22 protein-coding genes are annotated in these 23,663 nt (G+C 71.3%); 20 read left to right on the plus strand and 2 right to left on the minus strand.

Translation table 11 applies throughout. The annotated features are described in order from the left end of the window. The 8 genes from dxs to ACTJK8_RS08465 form a co-directional block, all read left to right on the plus strand. A partial coding sequence (dxs, locus tag ACTJK8_RS08430; RefSeq protein WP_440761786.1) for a 1-deoxy-D-xylulose-5-phosphate synthase occupies positions 1-1,894 on the plus strand: 1,894 nt, incomplete at its 5' end. 206 nt (positions 1,895-2,100) lie between these two features. Then, positions 2,101-2,850: a pyridoxine 5'-phosphate synthase gene (locus ACTJK8_RS08435; protein ID WP_024829303.1), complete on the plus strand. Its 750-nt coding sequence runs from the start codon at positions 2,101-2,103 to the stop codon at positions 2,848-2,850. Next, positions 2,847-3,257: a holo-ACP synthase gene (acpS, locus tag ACTJK8_RS08440; protein ID WP_440761787.1), complete on the plus strand. Its 411-nt coding sequence runs from the start codon at positions 2,847-2,849 to the stop codon at positions 3,255-3,257. Before ACTJK8_RS08435 ends, acpS begins: the two co-directional genes overlap by 4 nt. 158 nt (positions 3,258-3,415) lie before the next feature. After that, on the plus strand, positions 3,416-4,231 hold the full coding sequence (gene lepB, locus ACTJK8_RS08445) for a signal peptidase I (protein WP_012320396.1): 816 nt from the start codon (positions 3,416-3,418) through the stop codon (positions 4,229-4,231). Continuing rightward, on the plus strand, positions 4,228-5,007 hold the full coding sequence (gene rnc, locus ACTJK8_RS08450) for a ribonuclease III (protein WP_012320395.1): 780 nt from the start codon (positions 4,228-4,230) through the stop codon (positions 5,005-5,007). Before lepB ends, rnc begins: the two co-directional genes overlap by 4 nt. Next, positions 5,004-6,002, plus strand: a complete 999-nt coding sequence (gene era / locus ACTJK8_RS08455; protein WP_012320394.1) for a GTPase Era — start codon at positions 5,004-5,006, stop codon at positions 6,000-6,002. Before rnc ends, era begins: the two co-directional genes overlap by 4 nt. Positions 6,003-6,153: 151 nt before the next feature. Continuing rightward, the gene (locus ACTJK8_RS08460; RefSeq protein WP_012320393.1) at positions 6,154-7,059 is read left to right on the plus strand and encodes a class I SAM-dependent methyltransferase; all 906 of its coding nucleotides are present in this window, start codon (positions 6,154-6,156) and stop codon (positions 7,057-7,059) included. A gap of 13 nt (positions 7,060-7,072) precedes the next feature. Next, positions 7,073-7,813: a pseudouridine synthase gene (locus tag ACTJK8_RS08465; protein WP_012320392.1), complete on the plus strand. Its 741-nt coding sequence runs from the start codon at positions 7,073-7,075 to the stop codon at positions 7,811-7,813. 17 nt (positions 7,814-7,830) lie between these two features. Here the strand turns inward: ACTJK8_RS08465 and ACTJK8_RS08470 are convergent, their stop codons facing one another. Beyond that, complete coding sequence (locus ACTJK8_RS08470) at positions 7,831-8,088, minus strand: hypothetical protein (RefSeq protein ID WP_029360749.1); 258 nt, start codon at positions 8,086-8,088, stop codon at positions 7,831-7,833. Between the two features lie 238 nt (positions 8,089-8,326). Here ACTJK8_RS08470 and ACTJK8_RS08475 point away from each other — a divergent pair, with 238 nt between their 5' ends. From ACTJK8_RS08475 to dxr, 7 genes are all read left to right on the plus strand, one after another. Continuing rightward, positions 8,327-9,394 carry a 30S ribosomal protein S2 gene (locus ACTJK8_RS08475; protein ID WP_012320390.1) on the plus strand — a complete coding sequence of 356 codons (1,068 nt, stop codon included), beginning with the start codon at positions 8,327-8,329 and terminating at the stop codon, positions 9,392-9,394. 118 nt (positions 9,395-9,512) lie between these two features. Then, positions 9,513-10,439 (plus strand): translation elongation factor Ts, encoded by a 927-nt coding sequence (tsf, locus tag ACTJK8_RS08480; RefSeq protein ID WP_440761788.1) that lies wholly within the window; start codon positions 9,513-9,515, stop codon positions 10,437-10,439. Between the two features lie 111 nt (positions 10,440-10,550). Next, positions 10,551-10,697 (plus strand): hypothetical protein, encoded by a 147-nt coding sequence (locus tag ACTJK8_RS08485; RefSeq protein WP_209735471.1) that lies wholly within the window; start codon positions 10,551-10,553, stop codon positions 10,695-10,697. A 206-nt stretch (positions 10,698-10,903) separates the two neighbouring features. Further along, positions 10,904-11,626: a UMP kinase gene (gene pyrH / locus ACTJK8_RS08490; RefSeq protein ID WP_024829306.1), complete on the plus strand. Its 723-nt coding sequence runs from the start codon at positions 10,904-10,906 to the stop codon at positions 11,624-11,626. A 114-nt stretch (positions 11,627-11,740) separates the two neighbouring features. Beyond that, positions 11,741-12,304, plus strand: coding sequence for a ribosome recycling factor (frr, locus tag ACTJK8_RS08495; protein ID WP_012320386.1), 564 nt, complete (start codon positions 11,741-11,743; stop codon positions 12,302-12,304). 19 nt (positions 12,305-12,323) lie between these two features. Then, positions 12,324-13,181 carry a phosphatidate cytidylyltransferase gene (locus tag ACTJK8_RS08500; RefSeq protein WP_012320385.1) on the plus strand — a complete coding sequence of 286 codons (858 nt, stop codon included), beginning with the start codon at positions 12,324-12,326 and terminating at the stop codon, positions 13,179-13,181. Between the two features lie 19 nt (positions 13,182-13,200). After that, positions 13,201-14,379 carry a 1-deoxy-D-xylulose-5-phosphate reductoisomerase gene (dxr, locus tag ACTJK8_RS08505; protein ID WP_116656592.1) on the plus strand — a complete coding sequence of 393 codons (1,179 nt, stop codon included), beginning with the start codon at positions 13,201-13,203 and terminating at the stop codon, positions 14,377-14,379. Positions 14,380-14,494: 115 nt separating this feature from the next. Here the strand turns inward: dxr and ACTJK8_RS08510 are convergent, their stop codons facing one another. After that, positions 14,495-15,133 (minus strand): TetR/AcrR family transcriptional regulator, encoded by a 639-nt coding sequence (locus ACTJK8_RS08510; RefSeq protein ID WP_012320383.1) that lies wholly within the window; start codon positions 15,131-15,133, stop codon positions 14,495-14,497. A 137-nt stretch (positions 15,134-15,270) separates the two neighbouring features. Here ACTJK8_RS08510 and ACTJK8_RS08515 point away from each other — a divergent pair, with 137 nt between their 5' ends. From ACTJK8_RS08515 to lpxD, 5 genes are all read left to right on the plus strand, one after another. Then, positions 15,271-16,536, plus strand: coding sequence for an HlyD family secretion protein (locus ACTJK8_RS08515; protein ID WP_440761789.1), 1,266 nt, complete (start codon positions 15,271-15,273; stop codon positions 16,534-16,536). Between the two features lie 8 nt (positions 16,537-16,544). Then, on the plus strand, positions 16,545-18,131 hold the full coding sequence (locus ACTJK8_RS08520) for a DHA2 family efflux MFS transporter permease subunit (RefSeq protein ID WP_440761790.1): 1,587 nt from the start codon (positions 16,545-16,547) through the stop codon (positions 18,129-18,131). A 181-nt stretch (positions 18,132-18,312) separates the two neighbouring features. Then, positions 18,313-19,467, plus strand: a complete 1,155-nt coding sequence (locus ACTJK8_RS08525) for a M50 family metallopeptidase (RefSeq protein ID WP_012320380.1) — start codon at positions 18,313-18,315, stop codon at positions 19,465-19,467. 422 nt (positions 19,468-19,889) lie between these two features. After that, on the plus strand, positions 19,890-22,460 hold the full coding sequence (gene bamA / locus ACTJK8_RS08530) for an outer membrane protein assembly factor BamA (RefSeq protein WP_012320379.1): 2,571 nt from the start codon (positions 19,890-19,892) through the stop codon (positions 22,458-22,460). 51 nt (positions 22,461-22,511) lie between these two features. After that, positions 22,512-23,573, plus strand: a complete 1,062-nt coding sequence (gene lpxD, locus ACTJK8_RS08535; protein WP_012320378.1) for a UDP-3-O-(3-hydroxymyristoyl)glucosamine N-acyltransferase — start codon at positions 22,512-22,514, stop codon at positions 23,571-23,573. Positions 23,574-23,663: the final 90 nt, after the last annotated feature.

Here is a 23,663-nt window from a genome sequence, read left to right on the forward strand (position 1 = left end):
GGAGCTTCAGGCGGTGGCGGACGCGGTGCGCGCCGAGATGATCGACGCGGTCTCGATCACCGGCGGCCATCTCGGCTCGGGGCTGGGCGTGGTCGAGCTGACGGTGGCGCTGCACCACGTGTTCGACACCCCCGACGACCGCATCGTCTGGGACGTCGGTCACCAGTGCTACCCGCACAAGATCCTCACCGAGCGCCGCGACCGGATCCGCACGCTGCGCCAGGGCGGCGGCCTGTCGGGCTTCACCAAGCGGAGCGAGAGCGTCTACGATCCCTTCGGCGCCGCCCACTCCTCGACCTCGATCTCGGCCGCGCTGGGCATGGCGGTCGCCCGCGACCTCGACAACGCCACCGCCAAGCAGAAGGGCGGCGCGCAGAAGCGCCGCAACGCCATCGCGGTGATCGGCGACGGCTCGATGTCGGCCGGCATGGCCTACGAGGCCCTCAACAACGCCGGCGCCCTGCACTCGCGCCTGATCGTCATCCTCAACGACAACGACATGTCGATCGCGCCCCCCGTCGGCGCCATGTCGGCCTACCTCGCAAGGCTGGCGTCGGGCGGCGCCTACCAGTCCCTGCGCGAGACCGCCAAGCAGCTCGGCAAGCTCCTGCCCAAGGCGCTCTACCAGCGCGCCGCCGCGGCCGAGGAGTACGCCCGCTCGCTGGTGGTCGGCGGCGGCACCATGTTCGAGGAGATGGGCTTCCACTACGTCGGCCCGGTCGACGGGCACAACCTCGACCACCTGCTGCCGGTGCTCAAGAACGTCCGCGACGCCGAGCACGGCCCGATCCTGCTCCACGTCGTCACCCAGAAGGGCAAGGGCTACGCGCCGGCCGAGGCCTCGGCCGACCGCTACCACGGCGTGGTCAAGTTCGACGTGGTCTCAGGGATCCAGGCCAAGGCCAAGCCGAACGCGCCGGCCTACACGCGGGTGTTCGGCGAGAGCCTGATCAAGGCGGCCGACGCCGACGACAAGGTCGTGGCGATCACCGCCGCCATGCCGGGCGGGACCGGCATCGACCTGTTCGGCAAGGCGCACCCGGACAAGACCTTCGACGTCGGCATCGCCGAGCAGCACGCGGTGACGTTCGCGGGCGGCCTGGCGACCGAGGGCTACCGGCCGTTCGTGGCGATCTACTCGACCTTCCTGCAGCGGGCCTACGACCAGGTGGTGCACGACGTGGCGCTGCAGAACCTGCCCGTGCGGTTCTGCCTGGACCGGGCGGGCCTGGTCGGCGCGGACGGGGCGACGCACGCGGGCGCGTTCGACCTGGCGTACCTGTGCTGCCTGCCGAACATGACCGTGATGGCGGCGGCCGACGAGGCCGAGCTGGTGCACATGGTGGCGACCGCCCACGCCCACGACACGGGCCCGATCGCGCTGCGCTACCCGCGCGGCGAGGGGGTGGGCGTCGAGCTTCCGGAGCGGGGCGAGGTCCTGGCGATCGGCAAGGGCCGGGTGGTGCGCCGGGACGCGGAGGCGCGGGTGGCGCTCCTGTCGCTCGGCACGCGGCTGGCGGAGGCCTTGAAGGCGGCGGACGCGCTGGCCGAGCAGGGCGTGGCGGTGACGGTGGCGGACGCGCGGTTCGCCAAGCCGCTGGACGAGGCGCTGATCCTGGATCTGGCGCGCGACCACGAGGTGCTGATCACGGTGGAGGAGGGCTCGCGGGGCGGGTTCGGCGCGATGGTGCTGCACCTGCTGGCCGAGCGCGGCGCGCTGGACGCGGGCGGCGTGCGGGTGCGGACCATGACGCTGCCGGACGCCTACCAGGACCACGACAGCCCGGAGAAGATGTACGCCGAGGCCGGCCTCGACGCCAAAACTATCGTCCGGACCGCCCTCGACACACTGCCCGAGCGGAAGGACAGCCGGTCGCGCCTGCGGCTCGCCTGACCGGGCGGGCCGCACCGGCTCCTCGAGAAGCGGGCCGGCCGCCGGAGGCCGCCCGCGTCCCGGTCCCGTGACGCCGCGGGCCCCGGGCGTCTTGCCGGCGCGCGCGATCCTCCGCATATCGCCGGCACGGGGTGAGGGCGCGCCGCGCCCTCCGGACCCCGCCGGTATGCCTGTCGCACCGCGCCGACACGGGGACGAACGAGCGGATGACCTCCGAGAAACTGCGCCTGGGCGTCAACATCGATCACGTCGCGACCGTCCGCAACGCCCGCGGCGGCGACTACCCGGACCCGGTGCGCGCGGCCCTGCTCGCCGTCGAGGCGGGCGCCGACGGGATCACCGCGCATCTCCGCGAGGACCGGCGCCACATCCGCGACACCGACATCGCGGCGCTCAAGCGCGGCCTGTCCGTGCCGCTCAACTTCGAGATGGCCGCCACCGACGAGATGGTGGCGATCGCGCTGGACACCCGCCCGCACGCCGCCTGCCTCGTCCCGGAGAAGCGCGAGGAGCGCACCACCGAGGGCGGCCTCGACATCGTCGGCGGCCGGGAGCACCTGGCGCCGCGCATCCGGGCCCTCGCGGAGGCCGGCATCCGCGTCTCGCTGTTCGTCGAGCCCGAGCCCGCGATCATGGACGCCGCCCGCGCCCTCGGGGCGCCGGTGGTCGAGCTGCACACCGGCAGCTACTGCGAGGCGGCTCTGGAGGACGACGACGCCCGGACCGCGCGCGAGCTCGCCCGCATCCGGCGCGCGGCGGAGCACGGCGCCGGCCTCGGCCTCGAGATCCACGCGGGCCACGGGCTCACCCTCGGCAGCGTCGGCCCGGTGGCGGCCCTGCCGCAGATCCGGGAGCTGAACATCGGCCATTCCCTGATCGCCGACGCGATCTTCGTGGGACTCGACCGGGCGGTGCGCGACATGCGGGCCGCCATGGACCGGGCGCGGCACCCATGATCGTCGGGATCGGCTCGGATCTCTGCGACATCCGCCGGATCGCCCGGACCCTGGAGCGGCACGGCGCGCGCTTCACCCACCGGGTCTTCACCGACGGGGAGCGGGCCCGCTGCGACCGGCGGGCCGCCCGCGCCGAGGGCTACGCCCGCCGCTTCGCCGCCAAGGAAGCCTGCGCCAAGGCGCTCGGCACCGGCCTCAGCGCCGGCGTCTTCTGGCGCGACATGGAGGTGGTGAACCTGCCCTCCGGCCAGCCGACCCTGCGGCTCGCGGGCGGCGCGGCGGAGCGGCTCGCGGAACTGCTGCCGGCGGGGCACGCGGCGCGCCTGCACGTGAGCCTCACGGACGATCCGCCGATGGCGCAGGCCTTCGTGATCATCGAGGCCTTGCCGGTCCCTGTCGCCGGTTGAGGCCGGCGTCGCGGATTAGCCAGCGGCGGTCGCGCGTTGCGGGGGGCTCGCGCATGGTCTAGACCGCCGGACACGGCGGACACGATTGCGGCGCATTCCTCGGGACAACCGCACATCAGGCCGCGCGCGGCGGGGCCGCGCCCCGCTGAGCGCGGGCGATGCACCTCAACCGAAGACGGAACGCGCGCGTGGATTACGACGGCAAGCCGCTCAGGAAACCCGCCGAGACCGGCACCTGGGCCAGCATCCGCGAGACGCTGAAGGTCGGCATCCAGGCGCTGCTGATCGCCCTGGTGGTGCGGACGCTCCTGTTCCAGCCGTTCAACATCCCTTCGGGCTCTCTGGTGCCGACGCTGCTGATCGGTGACTACCTGTTCGTGTCGAAATATTCCTACGGCTATTCCAAGTATTCGCTGCCTCTCTCGGAATACATTCCGATCCAGGCCGACGGCCGGATCTGGGGAGCCGACCCGAAGCGCGGCGACATCGCGGTGTTCAAGCTGCCCAAGGACAACTCGACCGACTACATCAAGCGCGTGATCGGCCTGCCGGGCGACAAGATCCAGATGATCGACGGCGTGCTCAACATCAACGGCAAGGCGGTCAAGCGCGAGCGGATCGCCGACTACGAGACCACCGACCCCTACGGCCAGCCGACCAAGGTGCCCCAGTACCTGGAGACCCTGCCCAACGGCGTGGTCCACCGGGTGATCGAGCGCGACGGCGACAACGGATTCTGGGACAAGACCGAGCTGTACACGGTCCCGCCCGGTCACTTTTTCATGATGGGCGACAACCGCGACAACTCCACCGATTCGCGCGATCTCGCCAATGTCGGCTACGTGCCCTTCGCCAACCTGGTCGGGCGCGCCGAGATGATCTTCTTCTCGATCGACGAGGGCACGCCGGCGTGGCAGGTCTGGAACTGGCCGGCCCACGTGCGCTGGTCGCGCCTGTTCACGACGATCCATTGACCGGCCCGGACTTGGACGACGCCGCGCAGCCCCGGGCGAACGCCCGATCCCGGCGGGCCCACAAGCCGCGCCCGCCCCTGACCGCGCTCGAGGAGCGGATCGGGCACAGCTTCGGCGATCAGGACCTGCTCACCCGCGCGCTGACCCACACCAGCAAGGCGAGCGGCCGGGGCGGCAGCTACCAGCGCCTGGAATTCCTCGGCGACCGGGTGCTCGGGCTCGCGGTCGCCGACCGGCTCTACGGCGCCTTCCCGGAGGCCGACGAGGGCGACCTCTCCCGGCGCCTCGCCGCCCTCGTCCGGCGCGAGACCTGCGCGGCCGTGGCCGCCTCCTGGGAGGTCGGCCCGCACCTGATTCTCGGCCAGGGCGAGGTCATGGGCGGCGGCCGGCGCAACCAGACGATCCTCGCCGACGTCTGCGAGGCGATCCTGGGCGCGATCTACCTCGACGCCGGGTTCGACGCCGCCCGGGCGGTGGTCGAGACCCATTTCCGCCCCGGCGAGCCGACCGCGGCGGCCCGGGGCCGCGACGCCAAATCCGCCTTGCAGGAATGGGCCATGGGCCGCAGCCTGCCGATCCCCACCTACGCGGTGGTGGAGCGCACCGGTCCCGACCACGCGCCCCGGTTCCGCATCGCCGTGCAGGTCGAGGGCCTCGAGCCCGGCCTCGGTGACGGCACGTCGAAGCGGATCGCCGAGCAGGCCGCCGCCCGGGCGCTGATGGAGCGGGAGGGAATCGGGGCCTCCGCGGATGCGGAGCCGACGGAGACAGCATGAGCGCGCACGAGCAGGACGATCACGACGAGCGGGACGGGCCCGACAGCGCGCCGGCCCGGGAGCCCGCGCGCGACCCGTCCACCCTTCCCGGCACGCCCGCCGACGCGCGGGCCGGCTTCGTGGCGCTGATCGGCGTGCCGAATGCCGGCAAGTCGACCCTGCTCAACAACCTCGTCGGCACCAAGGTCTCGATCGTCTCGCGCAAGGTGCAGACGACCCGGGCCCTGGTGCGGGGCATCCTCATCGAGGGGTCGGCCCAGGTCGTCCTGGTCGACACCCCCGGCATCTTCGCGCCCAAGCGCCGCCTCGACCGCGCGATGGTGCACTCGGCCTGGAGCGGCGCCGCCGACGCCGACGCCGTCTGCCTGCTGGTCGACGCGCGCAAGGGCGTCGACGCGGAGGTGGAGGCGGTGCTCGGCCGGCTCGGCGAGGTGAAGCGCGAGAAGCTGCTGATCCTCAACAAGATCGACCTGATCCCGCGCGAGCGGCTCCTCGATCTCGCCGCGAAGCTCAACGCCGCCGCGCCCTTCGCCGAGACCTTCATGATCTCGGCGCTGAACGGCGACGGCGTCGCCGACCTGCGCCGGGCGCTGGCCGCCCGCATGCCGCCGGGGCCCTGGCTCTATCCGGAGGATCAGGTCTCGGACGCGCCCCTGCGCATGCTCGCCGCCGAGATCACCCGCGAGAAGATCTACGACCGGCTGCACGAGGAGCTGCCCTACCGCTCCACGGTGGAGACCGACCAGTGGCAGATCCGGCCCGACGGCTCCGTGCGGATCGAGCAGACGATCTTCGTCGAGCGGGAGAGCCAGCGCTCGATCGTGCTCGGCAAGGGCGGCCAGACCATCCGGTCGATCGGGCAGGCGGCCCGGATCGAGATCGCCGAGGCGGCCGACGCCAAGGTCCACCTGTTCCTGCACGTGAAGGTGCGGGAGAACTGGGCCGACGATCCGGCCCGCTACCGCGAGATGGGCCTGGAATTCCCGCGAGGCTGACGCGCCGGGTCGCGCGCGGGAGGCTGGGCTTCCCGGCGGGTTCCGGTATAAACGCGGTGTTCCCCCCGGATGAACCGAGTCGGGCGCGGGTTTACCCCGCTCCGCCGCGGATTCGCGTTCCGGATTCGGCACTCCAAATCCCGAATTGTCTATGCGCCATGCCGTCTACGGCCTGCCGCCGGTGGACCTCGCCGAGGTCCCGGGCGACGCCGTCCAGCTCTCCCCGTTGATTCCCGGCGCCGCGCGGCTGGAGGACCTGTCCGAGAACAGCCTCGACGCGGCCACCGTGCTGGCGCCGCCCGGAACGGTCGAGCGGCGCTACGTGCTGGCCCAGGTGCTGCGCGCCCTCGGGCCCGGCGGCCGCATGGTCGCCTTGGCGCCCAAGGATCGCGGCGGAACCCGCCTGGCCAAGGAACTGACGACCTTCGGCTGCGCCGCCGCCGACCAGCCGCGCCGGCATCACCGGATCTGCACGGCGGAGCGCCCGACCGACCTCGCCGGCGTCGCCGAGGCGATCGACGAGGGCGGCCCGCGCCACGTCGACAACCTCGCCCTGTGCACGCAGCCCGGCATCTTCTCGTGGGACCGGCTCGATCCCGGCACGGCGCTGCTCCTGGCGAACCTCCCCGCCCTCAAGGGCCGCGGCGCCGATTTCGGCTGCGGCCTCGGGATCCTTTCGCGGGCCGTCCTGGGGTCCGAGGCCGTGACCGCCCTGACCCTGCTGGAGATCGATCGGCGCGCCGTCGAGATGGCGCGCCGCAACGTCGCCGATCCGCGCGCGACGATCCTCTGGGCCGATATCCGCGCGTCCGGCGCGGTGCCGGAAAACCTCGACTTCGTCGTCACGAACCCGCCGTTCCACGAGGGCGGGAGCGAGGATCAGGCGCTCGGCCGGGCGTTCATCGCGCGGGCGGCCGAGGCCCTGCGCCCCGGGGGGGCGCTGTGGCTCGTGGCCAACGCGCACCTGCCCTACGAGGCGAGCCTGCGCGAGGCGTTCCGGCACGTCGCGGTGGCCGTCCAGGCGAACGGCTACCGGGTCTACGAGGCCCGCCGGTGAGGGCGCCGCTTCCATGAGCGCGGCGAGATCCGTCCGCCTGGACAAGCTCCTCGCCAATCTCGGCTACGGCTCGCGCCGCGAGATCCAGGCCCTCGCCCGCGCCGGCGCGATCCGCCTCGACGGGGCTGAACTCGCGGATGCCGGCGACCGGGTCGCCCTCGCGCCGGACCTGCCGGAGCGCCTCACCGTCGACGGCGAATCCCTCGACCCGCTCCCCGGCCTGTGCCTGATGCTGCACAAGCCGCTGGGCGTGACCTGCTCGCACAAGGAGGCCGGCCCGCTGGTCTACGGGCTCCTCCCCGAGCGCTGGCGCCGCCGCGACCCGCCGCTCTCCACGGTGGGACGCCTCGACAAGGAGACCTCGGGCCTGCTGCTGCTGACCGACGACGGGGCGCTGCTGCACCGGATCATCAGCCCGAAGGCGCAGGTGGCGAAGCGCTACCGCGTGACCCTCGACCGGCCGCTGACCGGCCGCGAGGCGGAGGTGTTCGCCGCGGGCACGCTCGTCCTAGAGGGCGAGGAGCGCCCGCTCCTGCCGGTGCGGCTCGACGTCGAGGACGCGACCCGCTGCGCGGTGACCCTGACGGAGGGCCGGTACCACCAGGTCCGCCGGATGTTCGCGGCCGTCGGCAACCACGTCGCGGCGCTGCACCGGGACCGGGTCGGCGGCCTCGCTCTGCCGGCGGACCTGCCGGCGGGCGCGCACCGGGTGATGACGGCCGAGGACGTGGCGGCGGTGTTCGCGGGCGGGTGATCCGGGCTGCGCGCCTGTCAGTGCAGAGCCCGGGCGAGGGCGACGACCGCGCCGATGACAGCGAGTGTCTGGAAGCCGATCGAGCCCGCCACCCAGCGCACGATTTCGGACCGCGTATCCGCCAGCTCGACGCGCGGATCCGCCTTCGTAACGCGATCGCCCTGCAGCGCTTCCGCCATGGCATCGGCCAAGCCCTCCGCCTGTTCCGGGGACAGCTTGGCTCTCTCCCGGAGAGTCCGGGCGAATGTCAGGGTGTCGAAGGCGACCGCCGCCACGGTCCGAACTGTCGCGAGGCGCGCCCGCGCGGTGCAAGTGCTCTGAGCGCAGGCTGTGATCGAGGGATGGCCCGCGCCGCCCCGCCGCTTCTTGCCTTCGAACCCGCCCTCTGCTAAGCGCCCGCCCATCCCACACGCGGAGCCGGCCTCATGCCTGAATGAGGCGTTTCCGGTGGTCGTCCGAGATCTCGGCCGGCCGCATCCCTCCGCGGCGGATATAACCGGAGAGCACAAAGACATGGCCGTCGATTTCTCTATGCGTCAGCTCCTCGAGGCGGGCGCGCATTTCGGTCACCAGGCGCACCGCTGGAACCCGAAGATGCAGCCGTACATCTTCGGTACGCGCAACAACATCCACATCATCGACCTCGCCCAGACCGTGCCGGCGATGCACCAGGCGCTGCAGGCGGTGAGCGACACCGTCGCCAAGGGCGGCCGCGTGCTGTTCGTCGGCACCAAGCGCCAGGCGGCCGACACGATCGCCGAGGCGGCCAAGCGGTCGGCCCAGTACTACGTCAACTCCCGCTGGCTGGGCGGCATGCTCACCAACTGGAAGACCATCTCGGGCTCGATCTCGCGCCTGCGCAAGGTCACCGAGACGCTGGAGACCGGCGGCCCGGGCCTGACCAAGAAGGAGCGCCTGATGCTCTCCCGCGAGAAGGAGAAGCTCGAGAAGGCGCTCGGGGGCATCAAGGACATGGGCGGCGTGCCGGACCTGCTGTTCGTGATCGACACCAACAAGGAGCAGCTGGCGATCAAGGAGGCGAACCGCCTCGGCATCCCGGTCGCCGCCATCGTCGACACCAACTGCAACCCGGACGGCATCAGCTACATCGTCCCGGCCAACGACGACGCCGGCCGCGCGATCGCGCTGTACTGCGACCTGATCGCCAAGGCCGCCATCGACGGCATCTCGCGCGCCCAGGGCTCGTCGGGCATGGACCTCGGCGCCTCCGAGGAGCCGATGGCCGAGGAGCTGCCGGCGAACGACGACGCGGCCGTCACGGTCGAGTCCGACGCCCTCGACCCGGCCGACGTGGCGATGCTCGCCGAGTCGACCGAGCACTTCGAGCTGCTCGCCGCCCCGCGCGGCGCGCCGGACGACCTGACCAAGCTGAACGGCGCCGGCCCGCAGATCGTGCAGAAGCTCAACGACGCCGGCATCTACCACTACTGGCAGCTCGCCGCGATGACCCCCGAGGACGTCGCCAAGGTCGATGCCGACCTGAAGCTCAACGGCCGCATCGACCGCGATTCGTGGGTCTCCCAGGCCCGCGGCTTCGTCGAGGCCGCCGCCGCGGCCTGATCCAACGGGGCTTCGCGGCGGCACCGTCATCGGGCCGTCGCGAATCCAGGCATACCGGGCCCGGCCGCTCACCCGCGCGCCGGGCCTCTCGCATCCAGACCACACGAAAGGGACCGCCATGGCCAACATCACCGCCGCGATGGTGAAGGAGCTCCGGGAGAAGACCGGCGCCGGCATGATGGACTGCAAGGGCGCGCTCAACGAGACGCAGGGCGACATCGAGGCCGCCGTCGACTGGCTGCGCAAGAAGGGTCTCGCCAAGGCCGCCAAGAAGGCCGGCCGCGTCGCCGCCGAGGGCCTCGTCGCCGTCGAGTCCGCCGGCCACCACGCCGCCGTGGTCGAGGTGAACTCCGAGACCGACTTCGTTGCCCGCAACGACGCCTTCCAGGCCTTCGCCCGCGAAGCCGCCAAGATCGCCCTGAACACCGACGGCACGCTGGAGGGTCTCCAGACCGCCCACTTCCCGGGCGCCACCGAGACCGTCTCGGAGAAGCTGCAGGCCCTGATCGCCACCATCGGCGAGAACATGAACCTGCGCCGGGTCACCAAGCTCGAGGTCAAGAAGGGCGTCATCGCCTCCTACGTGCACAACCAGATCTCCGAGGGCCTCGGCAAGATCGGCGTGCTCGTGGCGCTCGAGTCCGAGGGCGACGTCGACGCGCTCTCGGCGCTGGGCCGCCAGATCGCCATGCACATCGCGGCGACCAACCCGGTGGCGCTGGACGCCTCGGGCGTCGACGCCGCCACGGTGGAGCGCGAGACGAACATCCTGCGCGAGAAGAACGCCGGCAAGCCGGACCACGTCCTCGCCAAGATCATCGAGAGCGGCCTGAAGAGCTACTACAAGGAGGTCACCCTCCTGGAGCAGCCCTTCGTGCACGACGGCTCCAAAACGGTGAGCCAGGTCCTCAAGGAGGCCGGCTCCAAGGTCGGCGGCTCCGTGACCCTGACGGGCTTCGTCCGCTACGCGCTGGGCGACGGCATCGAGAAGGAAGAGGGTCCGGACTTCGCCACCGAGGTCGCCCAGCAGGCCGGCCGCGCCTGAGTTCGAGCGCGAGCGCCCGGCCTGCCGGGCTCGCGCGTGACCAGCCCCGTCCGGCACGAGCCGGGCGGGGCTTCGCGTTTCCGGAGTCGCGGGATCGATCCACGCCGGGCCGTGTTGCGCCGCACGCCCCGCCTCGCGGCGCCGCTCTACGTTCCCGGCATGGCTCTGAAACCCTTCTCCTACCTCATGATCGGCGTGTTCGCCTCCGGCCTCGCCATGACCGTCTTCGGCGCCGTCGGCGTCCTCGCCGGCAGCTGAGAGCCGGCGCCGGCGCTCCGGATTCGGACCGCGCCGGCGGCGCAGACGTCCTCCCCGGGCGCCCGTCTCTCGCACGTCGCTCGCGCGCCGGTAGCATTTCGGCCCACGATCCCCGCCGTATCGGTGCCGGGCCTCTCGACGGCGCTCGGGCGGTTGACGTAGAAGCCTCCCCGCTTGCGCGATGCGGGATGGAGCCGGGGGCCCAGATGCCGGAGACGACGCCGTTTCGCCGTATCCTCGTGAAGCTGTCGGGCGAGGCGCTCGCCGCTCCGGACGGCTACTGGTTGCATCCGCCGACCCTGGCGGCGCTCGCCGAGGACATCGCCCGCACGATCGAGGCGGGTGCCGAGATCGCCATCGTGGTGGGCGGCGGCAACATGATCCGCGGGGCGCGGATCTCCGCGGCCGGCTGGATCGACCGGGCGACCGGGGATTCCCTCGGCATGATGGCCACGGTGATGAACTCGCTGGCGATCGAGACGGCGCTCAACGCCGCGGGCGTCCAGGCGCGGACCATGTCGGCGGTGTCGATGCCGACCATCTGCGAGACCTACGCCCGCCAGCCGGCGCTGCACCATCTGGACAAGGGCCAGGTTGTCGTCCTCGCCGGCGGCACCGGCAACCCGTTCTTCACCACCGACACCGCCGCGGTGCTGCGCGCCGCCGAGCTGCGCTGCGACGCGGTTCTCAAGGCGACGCAGGTGGACGGCGTCTACTCGGCGGATCCGAAGAAGGATCCGAGCGCCACGCGCTACGACCGCATCACCCACGACGAGGCGATCGCCCGCGACCTCAAGGTGATGGACACCGCCGCCTTCGCGCTGGCCCGGGAGAGCCGCCTGTCGATCGTGGTCGGCTCGCTCCACCCGCCGAGCTCGATCGCCGCGATCCTGTCGGGCGACGCGCCCTCGACCCTCGTGGCGCCCTGACACGCGGCACGATCGGGGTCGCGACCGTTTGCGGCCCTGAAAAAATTCGTCCATTGAGGCCGCGACTGCCCGCGCCGGGCTCAAGACCACGTCAGACGTCTCGGGACGACCCTCATGGCCACACCGGAATTCGATCTCAACGACATCAAGCGCCGCATGCAGGGCGCCGTCGCCTCGCTCTCGAAGGATCTCGGCTCGCTGCGCACCGGGCGCGCGACGCCGTCGCTCCTCGACCCGATCCAGGTCGACGCCTACGGCTCGATGATGCCGATGGCCCAGGTCGCCACCGTCAGCGTGCCGGAGCCGCGGCTCCTGTCGATCTCGGTCTGGGACCGCAGCATGGTCACGGCCGTCGAGAAGGCGATCCGCGAATCCGACCTCGGCCTCAACCCGCAGACCGAGGGGCAGACCATCCGGCTCCGCATCCCCGAGATGAACGAGCAGCGCCGCAAGGAGATGGTCAAGGTCGCCCACAAGTACACCGAGGAGGCCCGCGTCGCCGTGCGCCACGTGCGCCGGGACGGCCTCGACCACCTCAAGAAGCTCCTGAAGGACAGCGCCATCTCGGAGGATGACGAGAAGCGTCAGGCCACCGACGTTCAGAAGGCGACCGACCAGTACATCGCCGAGATCGACGGCGTGCTGGCCTCCAAGGAGAAGGAGATCATGCAGGTCTGAGGCGAGAGACGGGACGCGCGTGACCTCCGCCGCCGCACCGGCCGCGCGTCCCTCGGGGCGGCGCGAGCTGTGGCTGCGCGTCGCCTCGGGCCTCGTGCTCGGGGCCGGCGTGCTGGCCGCGCTCGTCTATGGCGGCTGGCCCTTCGCGGGGATCTGGCTCGCCGCCGGCATCGTCGGCTTCGCCGAGTGGATGGTGATGAGCCGCACGGAGCCCCGCGAGGTGCTGATCGCGCTGGGCGCGGCGACGCTCGGCGCCCTGCTGCTCTGCCAGCGCGGCGGCGCCCCGACGCCGGCCTGCCTCGCGGTCCTGCTGCTCGGCGCCGCGGCCTGCGCCACGGTGGCGCGGACCGGCCGGGGCCGGCTCCGCGCCTTCCTCGGCGTGCTCGGCGCGGCGGCGATCGCGGCGGTGCCGGTGGCCCTGCGCGACGATCCTGCCATCGGCCTCGTCGGGCCGGCCTGGATGTTCGCGGTGGTCTGGTCCACCGACATCGCGGCCTACTTCGCCGGTCGGAAGATCGGCGGCCCCAAGCTGATGCCGCGGGTCTCGCCCAACAAGACGTGGTCGGGCGCCCTCGGCGGCCTCGTCGGCGCGGTCGCCGCCGGGACGCTGGTCCCGGTGGTCGCCGACCTCGCCGGCACGACCCTGCCCAGCGCCGCCTCCCTCCCGGTGGTGGCGGGCGTGAGCGCGCTGGCCTCGGTCCTGAGTCAGGCGGGCGACCTGATCGAATCCGGCCTGAAGCGCCGCTACGGCGTCAAGGATTCGGGGAAGATCATCCCCGGCCACGGCGGCGTCATGGACAGGCTCGACGGATTCTTCGCGGTCGCCGTGCTGGCGGCCGTCTATCTCGCCCTGCGCGGCGGCGGTCTGATCCCGTGACGATGAGGGAGTTGAACCCGTGACCCAGGTCGTCACCGTCTTCGGCGCCACCGGCTCGATCGGCCGCTCCACCGCCGACCTCCTGGCCCAGCACGCCGACCGGTTCCGCGTCGGCGCCCTGGTGGGCGGCAAGGATCCCGTCGCCCTGGCCAAGGTCGCCCGCGAGCTCAACGCCTCCTTCGCGGCGCTCGCCGACGAGGCCGCGGGCCCTGCGCTGGCCGAGGCCCTGTCGGGCTCCGGCATCCCGAGCGGGGCGGGGGAGGCGGCCGTCATGGAGGCCGCCGCCCGCGACGCCGACATCGTCGTGGCGGCCGTGAGCGGGGCGGCCGGGCTGAGATCGACCCACGCGGCCCTTCGGCTCGGCCGCAAGGTCGCCCTCGCCAACAAGGAGAGCCTCGTCTGCGCCGGCGACGCCTTCATGCGCGACGCCGCCCGCTACGGCGCCACGATCCTGCCGATGGATTCCGAGCACGACGCGCTGAGCCAGGCGCTGGCCGGCCGGCCGCTCGCCGACGTCCGCACCATGATGATCACGGCCTCGGGCGGCCCGTTCCGGACCTGGAGCCGCGAGCGGATCGCCGCCGCCTCCGCGGCCGAGGCCGCCGCCCATCCGACCTGGTCGATGGGGATGAAGATCAACATCGATTCGGCGAGCCTGATGAACAAGGGGCTCGAGCTGATCGAGGCGCACCACCTGTTCGGCATCGAGCCCGAGCGGCTCGACGTCGTGGTGCACCCGCAATCGGTGATCCACGGGATGGTCTACTGGCTGGACGGCGCCGTGACCGCCGAGCTGGCGCTGCCCGACATGCGCGTGCCGATCTCGCACTGCCTCGGCCTCGGTGACCGGCTCACGATCCAGCGGGGCCGGCCCCTCGACCTCGTGAAGCTCGGATCGCTCACCTTCGAGGCCGCGGACGAGGCGCGCTTCCCGTGCCTGCGGATCGCCCGCGCGGCGCTGGCGGCGGGCGGTGCGGCGCCGACCGTGATGAACGCGGCCAACGAGATCGCGGTGGCGGCCTTCATCGCCGGCCGGATCGGCTTCTACGGGATCAGCGATCTGGTCGAGCGCGCCTGCGCGCACTTCGCCGGCCGGTACCGGACCGCGCCCGCCGACGTCGACGAGGCGCTCGCCATCGATGCCCACGTGCGGATCTGGAGCGCCGAGGCCCTGCCGGAGCTGCGCGCCGCCGGCTAAACCCGGTCATTGCGAGCGCGGCGAAGCAACCCAGGGCGGCGCAACATTCTGCGAGCGTCGCGCCGCTGGATCGCTTCGCCGCGCTCGCAACGACGTTTCCCGCCTGAGCTGCGCCTCAGCGCGCGGGGCCGTACCCGGCCAGGAACACCCGGACTGCCTCGTCGACCTGATGGCGCATCTCGGCCTCGCCGGCGATGCCGCCCGCCGCGAACAGCAGGCGGGTCAGCAGACCCGCCTGGCAGAGATGCAGGAAGTGCCGGGCCGCGAGCTCGGTGTCGGCGATCGTCAGGCGCCCCGCCTGGACCTGCGCGTCGAGGTAGCGCGAGAGGCGCTCGACGCCGCGGGCCGGACCGGCCTGATAGTAGACCTGCCCGAAGCGCGGAAACTTCTCGCTCGCGCCGATGACCATGCGGACCAGCGAGACGTGCGCCGGCCGGCACATCTCGGTCAGGAAGCTGCTTCCGAGCCGCGTCAGGACGCCCGGCACGTCGGGATCGTCCGCGTCCAGGGTGAACAGGGCCTCGGCGAGGCTGGCCTTCTCCTGGATCGCCAGCGCCTCGAACAGGTCCTCCTTGTTCTCGAAGTAGACGTAGAGCGTGCCCTTCGAGACCCCGGCCGCCCGGGCGATCTCGCCCATGCTGGCCCCGTCGAACCCCGCCGCCAGGAACACCGTCCGCGCGCCCTCGAGGATCTGCTGCCGCTTGTCGCCCTCGTGCTGGGCCTGACCCCGCTCCAGCGCCGCACCCTGAGCCATCATCCCGCTCCGCACCGTGACACCGTCACGCTTGACCGAACCGTTCGGTCAAAATAACCTGCGGCTTCTTCGGGGGCGCGTCAAGTCGTGCCTGGTTATTGACCGAACGGTTCGGTCATCGATGTCGAGGCGCTGATATGTCCCTTCGCGAGGACGCCGATCGGCCGAGTTCCGGTCTCGAGACCGGTATTGAGACCGGTATTGAGACCCGAATCGAGGCCGGGGACGAGGCGCGCGCCGAGCGCACCGCGCCGGCCGCCGCCGCGGCGTCCCTGCCGACGCCCGAGCCGGTCGAGGCGCCGCCCGCGCGCAAGCGCTCCATGAGGCGGCTCGTCCTGCTCGGACTGCTGACGGCCGCCCTGGGCGGCGGCGCGTATCAGGGGTGGCAGTGGTGGACCGTCGGGCGGTTCTTCGTCTCGACCGACGACGCCTACGTCCAGGCCGACATCTCGGTCCTCGCGGCCAAGATCCCGGGCTATCTCCAGTCGGTCCCGGTGGTGAACGGCCTCGCGGTGAGGAAGGGCGACGTCATCGCCAAGCTCGACGACGGCGACTACCGCCTCGCGCTGCAGGCGGCGCAGGACAAGCTCGCCACCCAGGAGAGCACGATCGCGCGGATCGGCCGGCAGGCCGAGGCGGCGCAGGCCCAGGTCGCCCAGGCCGCCGCGCAGCTCGACGCGACCCGCGCCGACGCCGTCCGCGCCCAGGCCGACTTCGCCCGGTCGACGCAGATGCAGGCGGATTACGTGGCCAAGTCGCGCATCGACCAGACCCGCGCCGACCGCGACCGCACCGAGGCCTCCGTGAAGGCCATGGAGGCGGGCCTCCTCGCGGCCCGCGCCAACGTGGACGTGCTCCAGGCGCAGAAGCGCGAGGCGGAGAGCCTCGCGGCGGAGCTGCGCACCGCCGTCGACCGGGCCCGGCGCGACCTCGACTTCACGGTCATCCGCGCGCCCTTCGACGGTGTGGTCGGCAACAAGGCCGTCGAGGCCGGCGCCTATGTCGGGCCCGGCACGCGGGTCGCCGCGCTGGTCCCGCTCCAGAGCGTCCGGATCGACGCGAACTTCAAGGAGACCCAGGTCGAGCGCATGCGTCCCGGACAGCCGGTGACCGTGACGGTCGACGCCTATCCGGACCGTGAGATCCACGCCGTGGTGGAATCGTTCTCGCCGGCCTCCGGCTCGGTGTTCAGCCTGCTGCCGCCCGACAACGCGACCGGCAACTTCACCAAGATCGTCCAGCGCCTGCCGGTGCGGGTGCGGGTGCCGGAGGATGTCGCCCGCGAGGGCCTGCTGCGGCCGGGCCTGTCGGCGGTGGTGCGGGTCGATACCCGCGCCGGCGCGGACCGCTCGGTGCTCGACCGGGCCGCGCGCGAGCGGCCGGTCAGCACCGCGAGCCGGTAGGACCCGCCATGGCCGCCACCGCCGCCCTCGCGCCGGGTGCGCCGGCCCGCGCCGCCGAGCCGCCCCTCGACCGCCGCCGCATGGTGGCGTTCGTCTGCATGGTCTTCGGCATGTTCATGGCGATCCTGGACATCCAGATCGTCTCGGCCTCCCTGAACGAGATCCAGGCCGGGCTCTCGGCCTCCGGCGACGAGATCCCCTGGGTCCAGACCAGCTACCTGATTGCCGAGGTCATCTCGATCCCGCTCTCCGGCACCCTGTCGCGGGTGCTCTCGACGCGCTGGATGTTCGCCATCTCGGCGGGCGGCTTCACCCTGATGAGCCTGATGTGCGCCACCTCCTCGTCGATCGGCGAGATGATCGTCTGGCGGGCGCTCCAGGGCTTCATCGGCGGCGGCATGATCCCGACCGTCTTCGCCGCGGCCTTCACGATCTTCCCGCCCTCGAAGCGGACCATCGTCTCGCCGATGATCGGCCTCGTGGCGACGCTGGCGCCGACGATCGGCCCGACGGTGGGCGGCTACCTGACTGACCTGATGTCGTGGCACTGGCTGTTCCTGATCAACGTCGTGCCGGGCATCTTCGTGACCGTCTCGACCTGGATCCTGGTCGATTTCGACGAGCCCAATTACGGCCTGATCAGATCGTTCGACTGGGCCGGCCTCGCCTTCATGGCCGGCTTCCTCGGCTGCCTCGAGTACGTGCTGGAGGAGGGGCCGAACCACGACTGGCTGCAGGACGAGGCGGTCTTCGCCTGCGCGGTCGTCTGCGGGGCGTCGGCGCTGCTGTTCTTCTGGCGGGTCTTCACGGCGAAGCAGCCGATCGTCGATCTCCGGGCCTTCTCGGACCGGAACTTCGCCAGCGGCTGCGTGGCGAGCTTCGTGCTGGGCATCGGCCTCTACGGTCTGACCTACATCTACCCGGTCTACCTCGCCCGGGTGCGCGGCTACTCGGCGCTGATGATCGGCGAGACGATGTTCGTCTCCGGCCTGTGCATGTTCGCCACCGCCCCGATCGCCGGCCGGCTCTCGGGCAGGGTCGATCCCCGCATCATGATGGGGATCGGCTTCGTCGGCTTCGCCTGCGGCACCTGGATCGTCACCGGGCTCACCAAGGACTGGGACTTCTACGAGCTGCTGCTGCCGCAGATCCTGCGCGGCTGCTCGCTGATGCTGTGCATGATCCCGATCAACAACATCGCGCTGGGCACGCTGCCGCCGGCGCGGATGAAGAACGCGTCGGGGCTGTTCAACCTGACCCGCAACCTCGGCGGCGCGGTCGGGCTCGCGCTGATCAACACGATCCTCAACGACCGCTGGGACCTGCACCTCGCCCGGCTGCACGAGCGCTTCACCTGGGCGAACACGGCCGCGCTGGAGCGGCTCGACGCGCTGCAGCGCGGCTTCGACGCCTACGGCAGCGCCGCCTCCGACATGGCCCTGAAGGCGATGACCAACACGGTGCGGATCCAGGGCCTCGTCATGGCCTTCGAGGACGTGTTCCTGTCCCTCACCGTCCTGTTCCTCGCGATTTCCTGCGCGGTCCCCATGATCCGGCGGCCGAATGCCGGCGCGGGCGGAGGCGGCGGCCACTGACGGGCGGGACCGCCGCGCGCGATCGGCCGGTGCGGTATCGGACGGTGCGGTTTCGGACGGTGCGTGCGACGTTCCGCGGCCGAGCCGCAGGATTGCGTTGGCGGTCGGCACCGCCGATCTGCTAGACAGGGCGGATGGCCGGCCCGAGAAGCCGGCGCCGAGACGGCCAGGAATACGGCTTATGGACTTCCTCAACGCGATGGGCGGGACCGCCGGCGGTTTCTTCGGTGCCGTGATCCCGTTCCTGTTCGTGCTCACCGTCGTGGTGTTCGTGCACGAGATGGGCCACTTCCTGGTCGGGCGCTGGTGCGGGGTCGGCGTGCACGCCTTCTCGCTCGGCTTCGGCCCCGAGCTGTTCGGCTTCAACGACCGGCGCGGCACCCGCTGGAAGGTCTGCGCGATCCCGCTCGGCGGCTACGTGAAGTTCCACGGCGACGTGAACGGCGCCAGCATGCCGGATCCGGAGGCCGTCGCCCGGATGAGCCCGCAGGAGCGGGCGATCAGCTTCCCGACCCAGCCCGTGTCGAAGCGCGCCGCGATCGTCGCCGCGGGCCCGGTGGCGAACTTCATCCTGGCGATCCTGCTCTTCGCGGGCGCCATCTGGCTCGGCGGCCGCTACGAGCTGCCCGCCCGGGTCTCGTCGGTGGAGCCGAACAGCGTCGCCGCCCAGGCCGGCTTCCAGCCCGGCGACGTGATCACCGCCATCGACGGCGAGAAGATCGGCGACTTCAACGCCATGTACCGCACGGTCACCGGCAGCGCCGGGACGCCGCTGACCTTCACGGTGGAGCGCAACGACCAGCCCATCACCATCCAGGCGACGCCGGCGACCTTCGAGGAGAAGACGCCGTTCGGCCGCCACCGGATCGGCCGGCTCGGCATCCGCTCCCCCGCGGGCTCGGAGGCGCGCCTCGTGCATTACGGCGCGCTCGACTCGCTCAATCTCGGCGTGAAGGAGACCTACTTCGTCGTCGAGCGCACCTTCTCGTATCTCGGCAAGCTCGTGACCGGCCGGGAATCCGCCGACCAGCTCTCGGGTCCGATCGGCATCGCCCGCGTCTCAGGCGAGGTCGCCAAGACCGGCGGCGTCGGCGGTCTGGTCGGGCTGATCGCCCTGCTCTCCGTCTCGATCGGCCTGCTCAACCTGTTCCCGGTGCCGCTGCTCGATGGCGGCCACCTGCTGTTCTACGCCTTCGAGGTGGTGCGCGGCCGCCCGCTCAGCGAGCGGGCCCAGGAGATCGGCTTCCGCATCGGCCTCGCCCTGGTGCTGATGCTGATGCTGTTCGCCGCCTGGAACGACATCCTCAACCTCGGCGCCTCCTGGCGGAACACCTGATCCGGGGCCGGCGGGGATCCCGGGATCCCCGCCGGATCTCCACCGGAAACGCTGCCCCAATCCCGCCGCGATCTCGCCCGGACACCGCCCGGATGACGCTCCGCCGGCGCGTCGAAACGGGGTTAAAATCGCGTTCACGGGATCGCGAGGGCCGCTGAAAAGGTGCGACGGCCCAGACGTTTACAGGTCGTTCACCACGATCCGCGGTTTGCCCGCAGGCTGACCGCACCGTTAAGTGGCGCGAAGGCCACGACCCCCCAAAATCCCCTGACGATGGCCTCCCGCGCGTTTGCTTGGCAGGGGAATCCCGCTAAGAGCTACGCTTGGACCGAAGCCACGCTTGGACCAGGTGACGGGACGGCCGATCAACGGTCGCCTGTGACGGGCTAACCCCCGCGACCAGAACAGAAACGGGCGATTGCATGATGTCGTTGACGGGGAAGCCCCGACGTAAGTCGGTGCGGAAAACCATCGTCCTAGTCACTGCCGGTCTGGGTGTCGTCCTGAGCGGGGCTGCCCAGGCGCAGCAGATCGTCGTCCAGGGCAACCAGCGCGTCGATGCCGACACGATCCGGTCCTACGTGACCGGGACGGCGTCCGGCTCCGCCGAGGAGGCCCGCCGCAACCTGCTCGCGAGCGGGATGTTCTCCGACGTGAAGGTCGCCCAGTCGGGTGGCCGCACGGTGGTGACGGTCCGCGAGAACAACCTGATCAACCGCGTCGTCTTCGAGGGCAACAAGAAGATCGAGAAGGCCACCCTGGAGGGCGTGGTCGAGGCCAAGGCCCGCGGGCCGTACAGCGAGGCGATCATCAACGCCGACCTCGCGCGCATCCGCGACGTCTACAAGCGCTTCGGTCGCGGCACCGCCAAGGTGACCTACCGGACGGTCGACCTGCCCAACGGCCGCGTCGACGTGATCTACCAGATCGACGAGGGCGATAAGACCGGCATCATCTCGATCAACTTCGTCGGCAACAACGCCTACTCGGAGCGGACGCTGAAGGGGCTGATGAGCTCCTCGGAGATGAACTTCCTGTCGTTCATCAAGACCTCCGACGTCTACGATCCCGACCGCATCACCAACGACCTCGACCAGGTCCGCCGCTACTACCTGAAGAACGGCTACGCCGACTTCCAGGTGGTCAGCGCCGACGCGCGCTACGTCGAGGGCGACAAGTCCGGCTACGTCATCACCATCACGGTGAACGAGGGCGAGCAGTACAAGGTCGGCGCCGTCCAGGTGGATTCGCGCCTGCCGGGCCTCGACACCACGAAGCTCGACAGCGACATCGCCACCTCGGTGGGCGACATCTACAACGCCGACGACGTCGAGAAGACGCTCAACAACGTCACCCGCGAGGTCAACCGCGCCGGCTACCCGTTCGCGCAGGTCCGCCCGACCGGCCAGCGCGACCCGGCGAGCCACCAGGTCTCCCTGGGCTTCGTGGTCGAGGACGGCCCGCACGTCTACGTCGAGCGCATCAACATCCGCGGCAACACCCGCACCCGCGACTACGTCATCCGCCGCGAGCTCGATATCGCGGAGGGCGACGCCTACAACCGCGTGCTGACCGACCGCGCCGAGCGCCGCCTGAACGGCCTGGGCTTCTTCAAGAAAGTCCGCTTCTCCAACGAGCCGGGCTCGGCCCCGGACCGCGTGGTCATCAACATCGACGTCGAGGATCAGCCCACGGGTTCGTTCTCGGTGGCGGGCGGCTACTCCACCCAGGACGGCATCATCGGCGAGGTCTCGGTCTCCGAGTCGAACTTCCTCGGTCGCGGCCAGTACGTCCGCCTCGCCGGCACGGGTGGCCAGTACTCGCGCGGCGTCGACTTCTCGTTCACCGAGCCGTACTTCCTCGGCTACCGCCTCGCGGCGGGCTTCGATGCCTTCTACAAGTACTCCGACCTGACCCGGTACTCGCGCTACGAGACCACGGTGTACGGCGGCCAGCTGCGCCTCGGCCTGCCGATCACCGAGGAGTTCGGCATCACGCTGCGCTACTCGCTGTACAACACCGAGCTGAAGGTGCCGAACACCCTCAAGCGGCCGTACAACGACTGCTCGATCCCGATCCCGGGCTACACCGCCACCTACGCGGCGGGCACGATCGACCCGAACACGGGCCGGAACATCGGCGGCCAGTCGATCTACCCGAACTGCGCGTATGACGGCGAGGCCTCGATCGCCATCAAGGGCTCGCAGGGCAACACGCTCACGTCGCTGGCCGGCCTGACGCTCGCCTACTCGACCCTCGACGTGATCGGCGCGCCCCGCAACGGCCTCTACGCCGAGCTGAAGCCCGACGTCGCCGGCCTGGGCGGCGACTCGAAGTTCTTCCGCGTGACCGCCGACGCGCGGTACTACAAGGAGATCTTCGAGGACGTGGTCGGCTTCATCCGCTTCCAGGGCGGCCACATCTCGTCGCTCAACAACGACCCGCTGCGGGTGACCGACCAGTTCTTCCTCGGCCCGTCGCTGGTCCGCGGCTTCGCGCCGAACGGCATCGGCCCGCGCGACGTCGGCATCGCCGACGCCCGCTCGAACGCGATCGGCGGTTCCACCTACATCGGCGGCACCCTCGAAGTGCAGTTCCCGCTGCCCCTCGTTCCGCGCGATCTGGGCCTGAAGGGCGCGCTCTTCGCCGACGCCGGCACGCTGTTCGGCTATCACGGCCAGCGCAACTTCAACGTGAACGGCGACGCCTTCATCAACGGTGTGTCGCCGACGACCGGGAAGTGCAACTTCAACGCCTTCACGATCGGCGTAGAGCCGGAATGCGTGAACGTCCGCGACACGGCGGCGATCCGCTCCTCGATCGGCGCGTCCATCCTGTGGAACTCGCCGCTCGGCCCGATCCGGTTCGACTACGCCTACGCGCTGTCGAAGGACGAGGGTCAGAAGGTGTTCGTCCCGATCCTCGGCAAGTACGGCCATATCGGCGCGGATCAGGTCCAGGCGTTCCGCTTCTCCGGCGGCTCGCGCTTCTGATAAAAAGTCCCGCGCGCCGGCCGGATTGTCCCGGCCGGCGCGTTGTCGAACATGTCAGATCCCGTTTTCTTCACCGCCGCCGCCACAGGCCTCACCCTGGCCGAGATCGCGGCGGCCGCCGGCACCGGCCTCCCCGAGGGGGCGGACCCGGATCGCCGGTTCAGCGGCGCGGCCTCCCTGGAGAGCGCCGGCCCGGACCACCTCGCCTACATGGACAACGCCCGCTACGGTGACGCCCTCGCGGCGACGCGGGCGGGCGCGTGCCTCGTCTCACCCCGCTTCGCGGCGCGCTGTCCCGCCGGCACGGTCGCCCTCGTCAGCCGCGACCCCTACCGCGCTTACGCCGCGTTGCTCGGCCGACTGCATCCGGACGCCCTGCGTCCCGGCTCGCAATTCGCCGTCCGCGGCGTCGCCCCCGGCGCCCACGTCCATCCCGAGGCCCGTCTCGAGGACGGCGTCACGGTCGATCCCGGCGCGGTGATCGGGCCGGGCGCCGAGATCGGCGCCGGAACGGTGGTCGGACCCAACGCCGTGATCGGACCGGGCGTCCGGATCGGTCGCGACTGCGCGATCGGCGCCGGCACGACTCTGAGCCACGCCCTCCTCGGAAACCGGGTGATCGTCCATCCCGGGGCGCGGCTCGGGCAGGACGGGTTCGGCTTCGCCATGGGCGCCACCCATCTCAAGGTCCCGCAGGTCGGGCGCGTCATCGTGCAGGACGACGTCGAGATCGGCGCCAACACCACGGTCGACCGCGGCGCCTCGCGCGACACGGTGATCGGGGAGGGCACCAAGATCGACAACCTCGTGCAGATCGCCCACAACGTCGTGATCGGGCGCCACTGCGTCATCGTGTCGGGGGTCGGCATCTCCGGCTCGACCACGCTGGAGGACTACGTCGTCCTGGGCGGGCAGGTCGGCGTCGTCGGCCACCTGCGCATCGGCCGCGGCTCGCAGATCGCCGGCTCGTCCAACGTCAACCGCGACGTGCCGCCGGGAAGCCGCTGGGGCGGGACGCCCGCCAAGCCGGTGCGGGCGTGGTTCCGCGAGCTGACGACGCTCGCGCGTCTCGCCGAACGCTCGGGCAAGGACCAAGCGGGAGACGACGCCTGACCGGGAAGGCCTTGCGCTTCCGGCGATTTCTTCCGAAGAGGGCGGTCGGCGCGCCGGAGGCGGCCGGATTGCGGGCCGCCGAAGGCGGCA

This window comes from Methylobacterium sp. 22177, assembly GCF_052045615.1.
GTDB classification, from domain to species: Bacteria; Pseudomonadota; Alphaproteobacteria; order Rhizobiales; family Beijerinckiaceae; genus Methylobacterium; species Methylobacterium radiotolerans.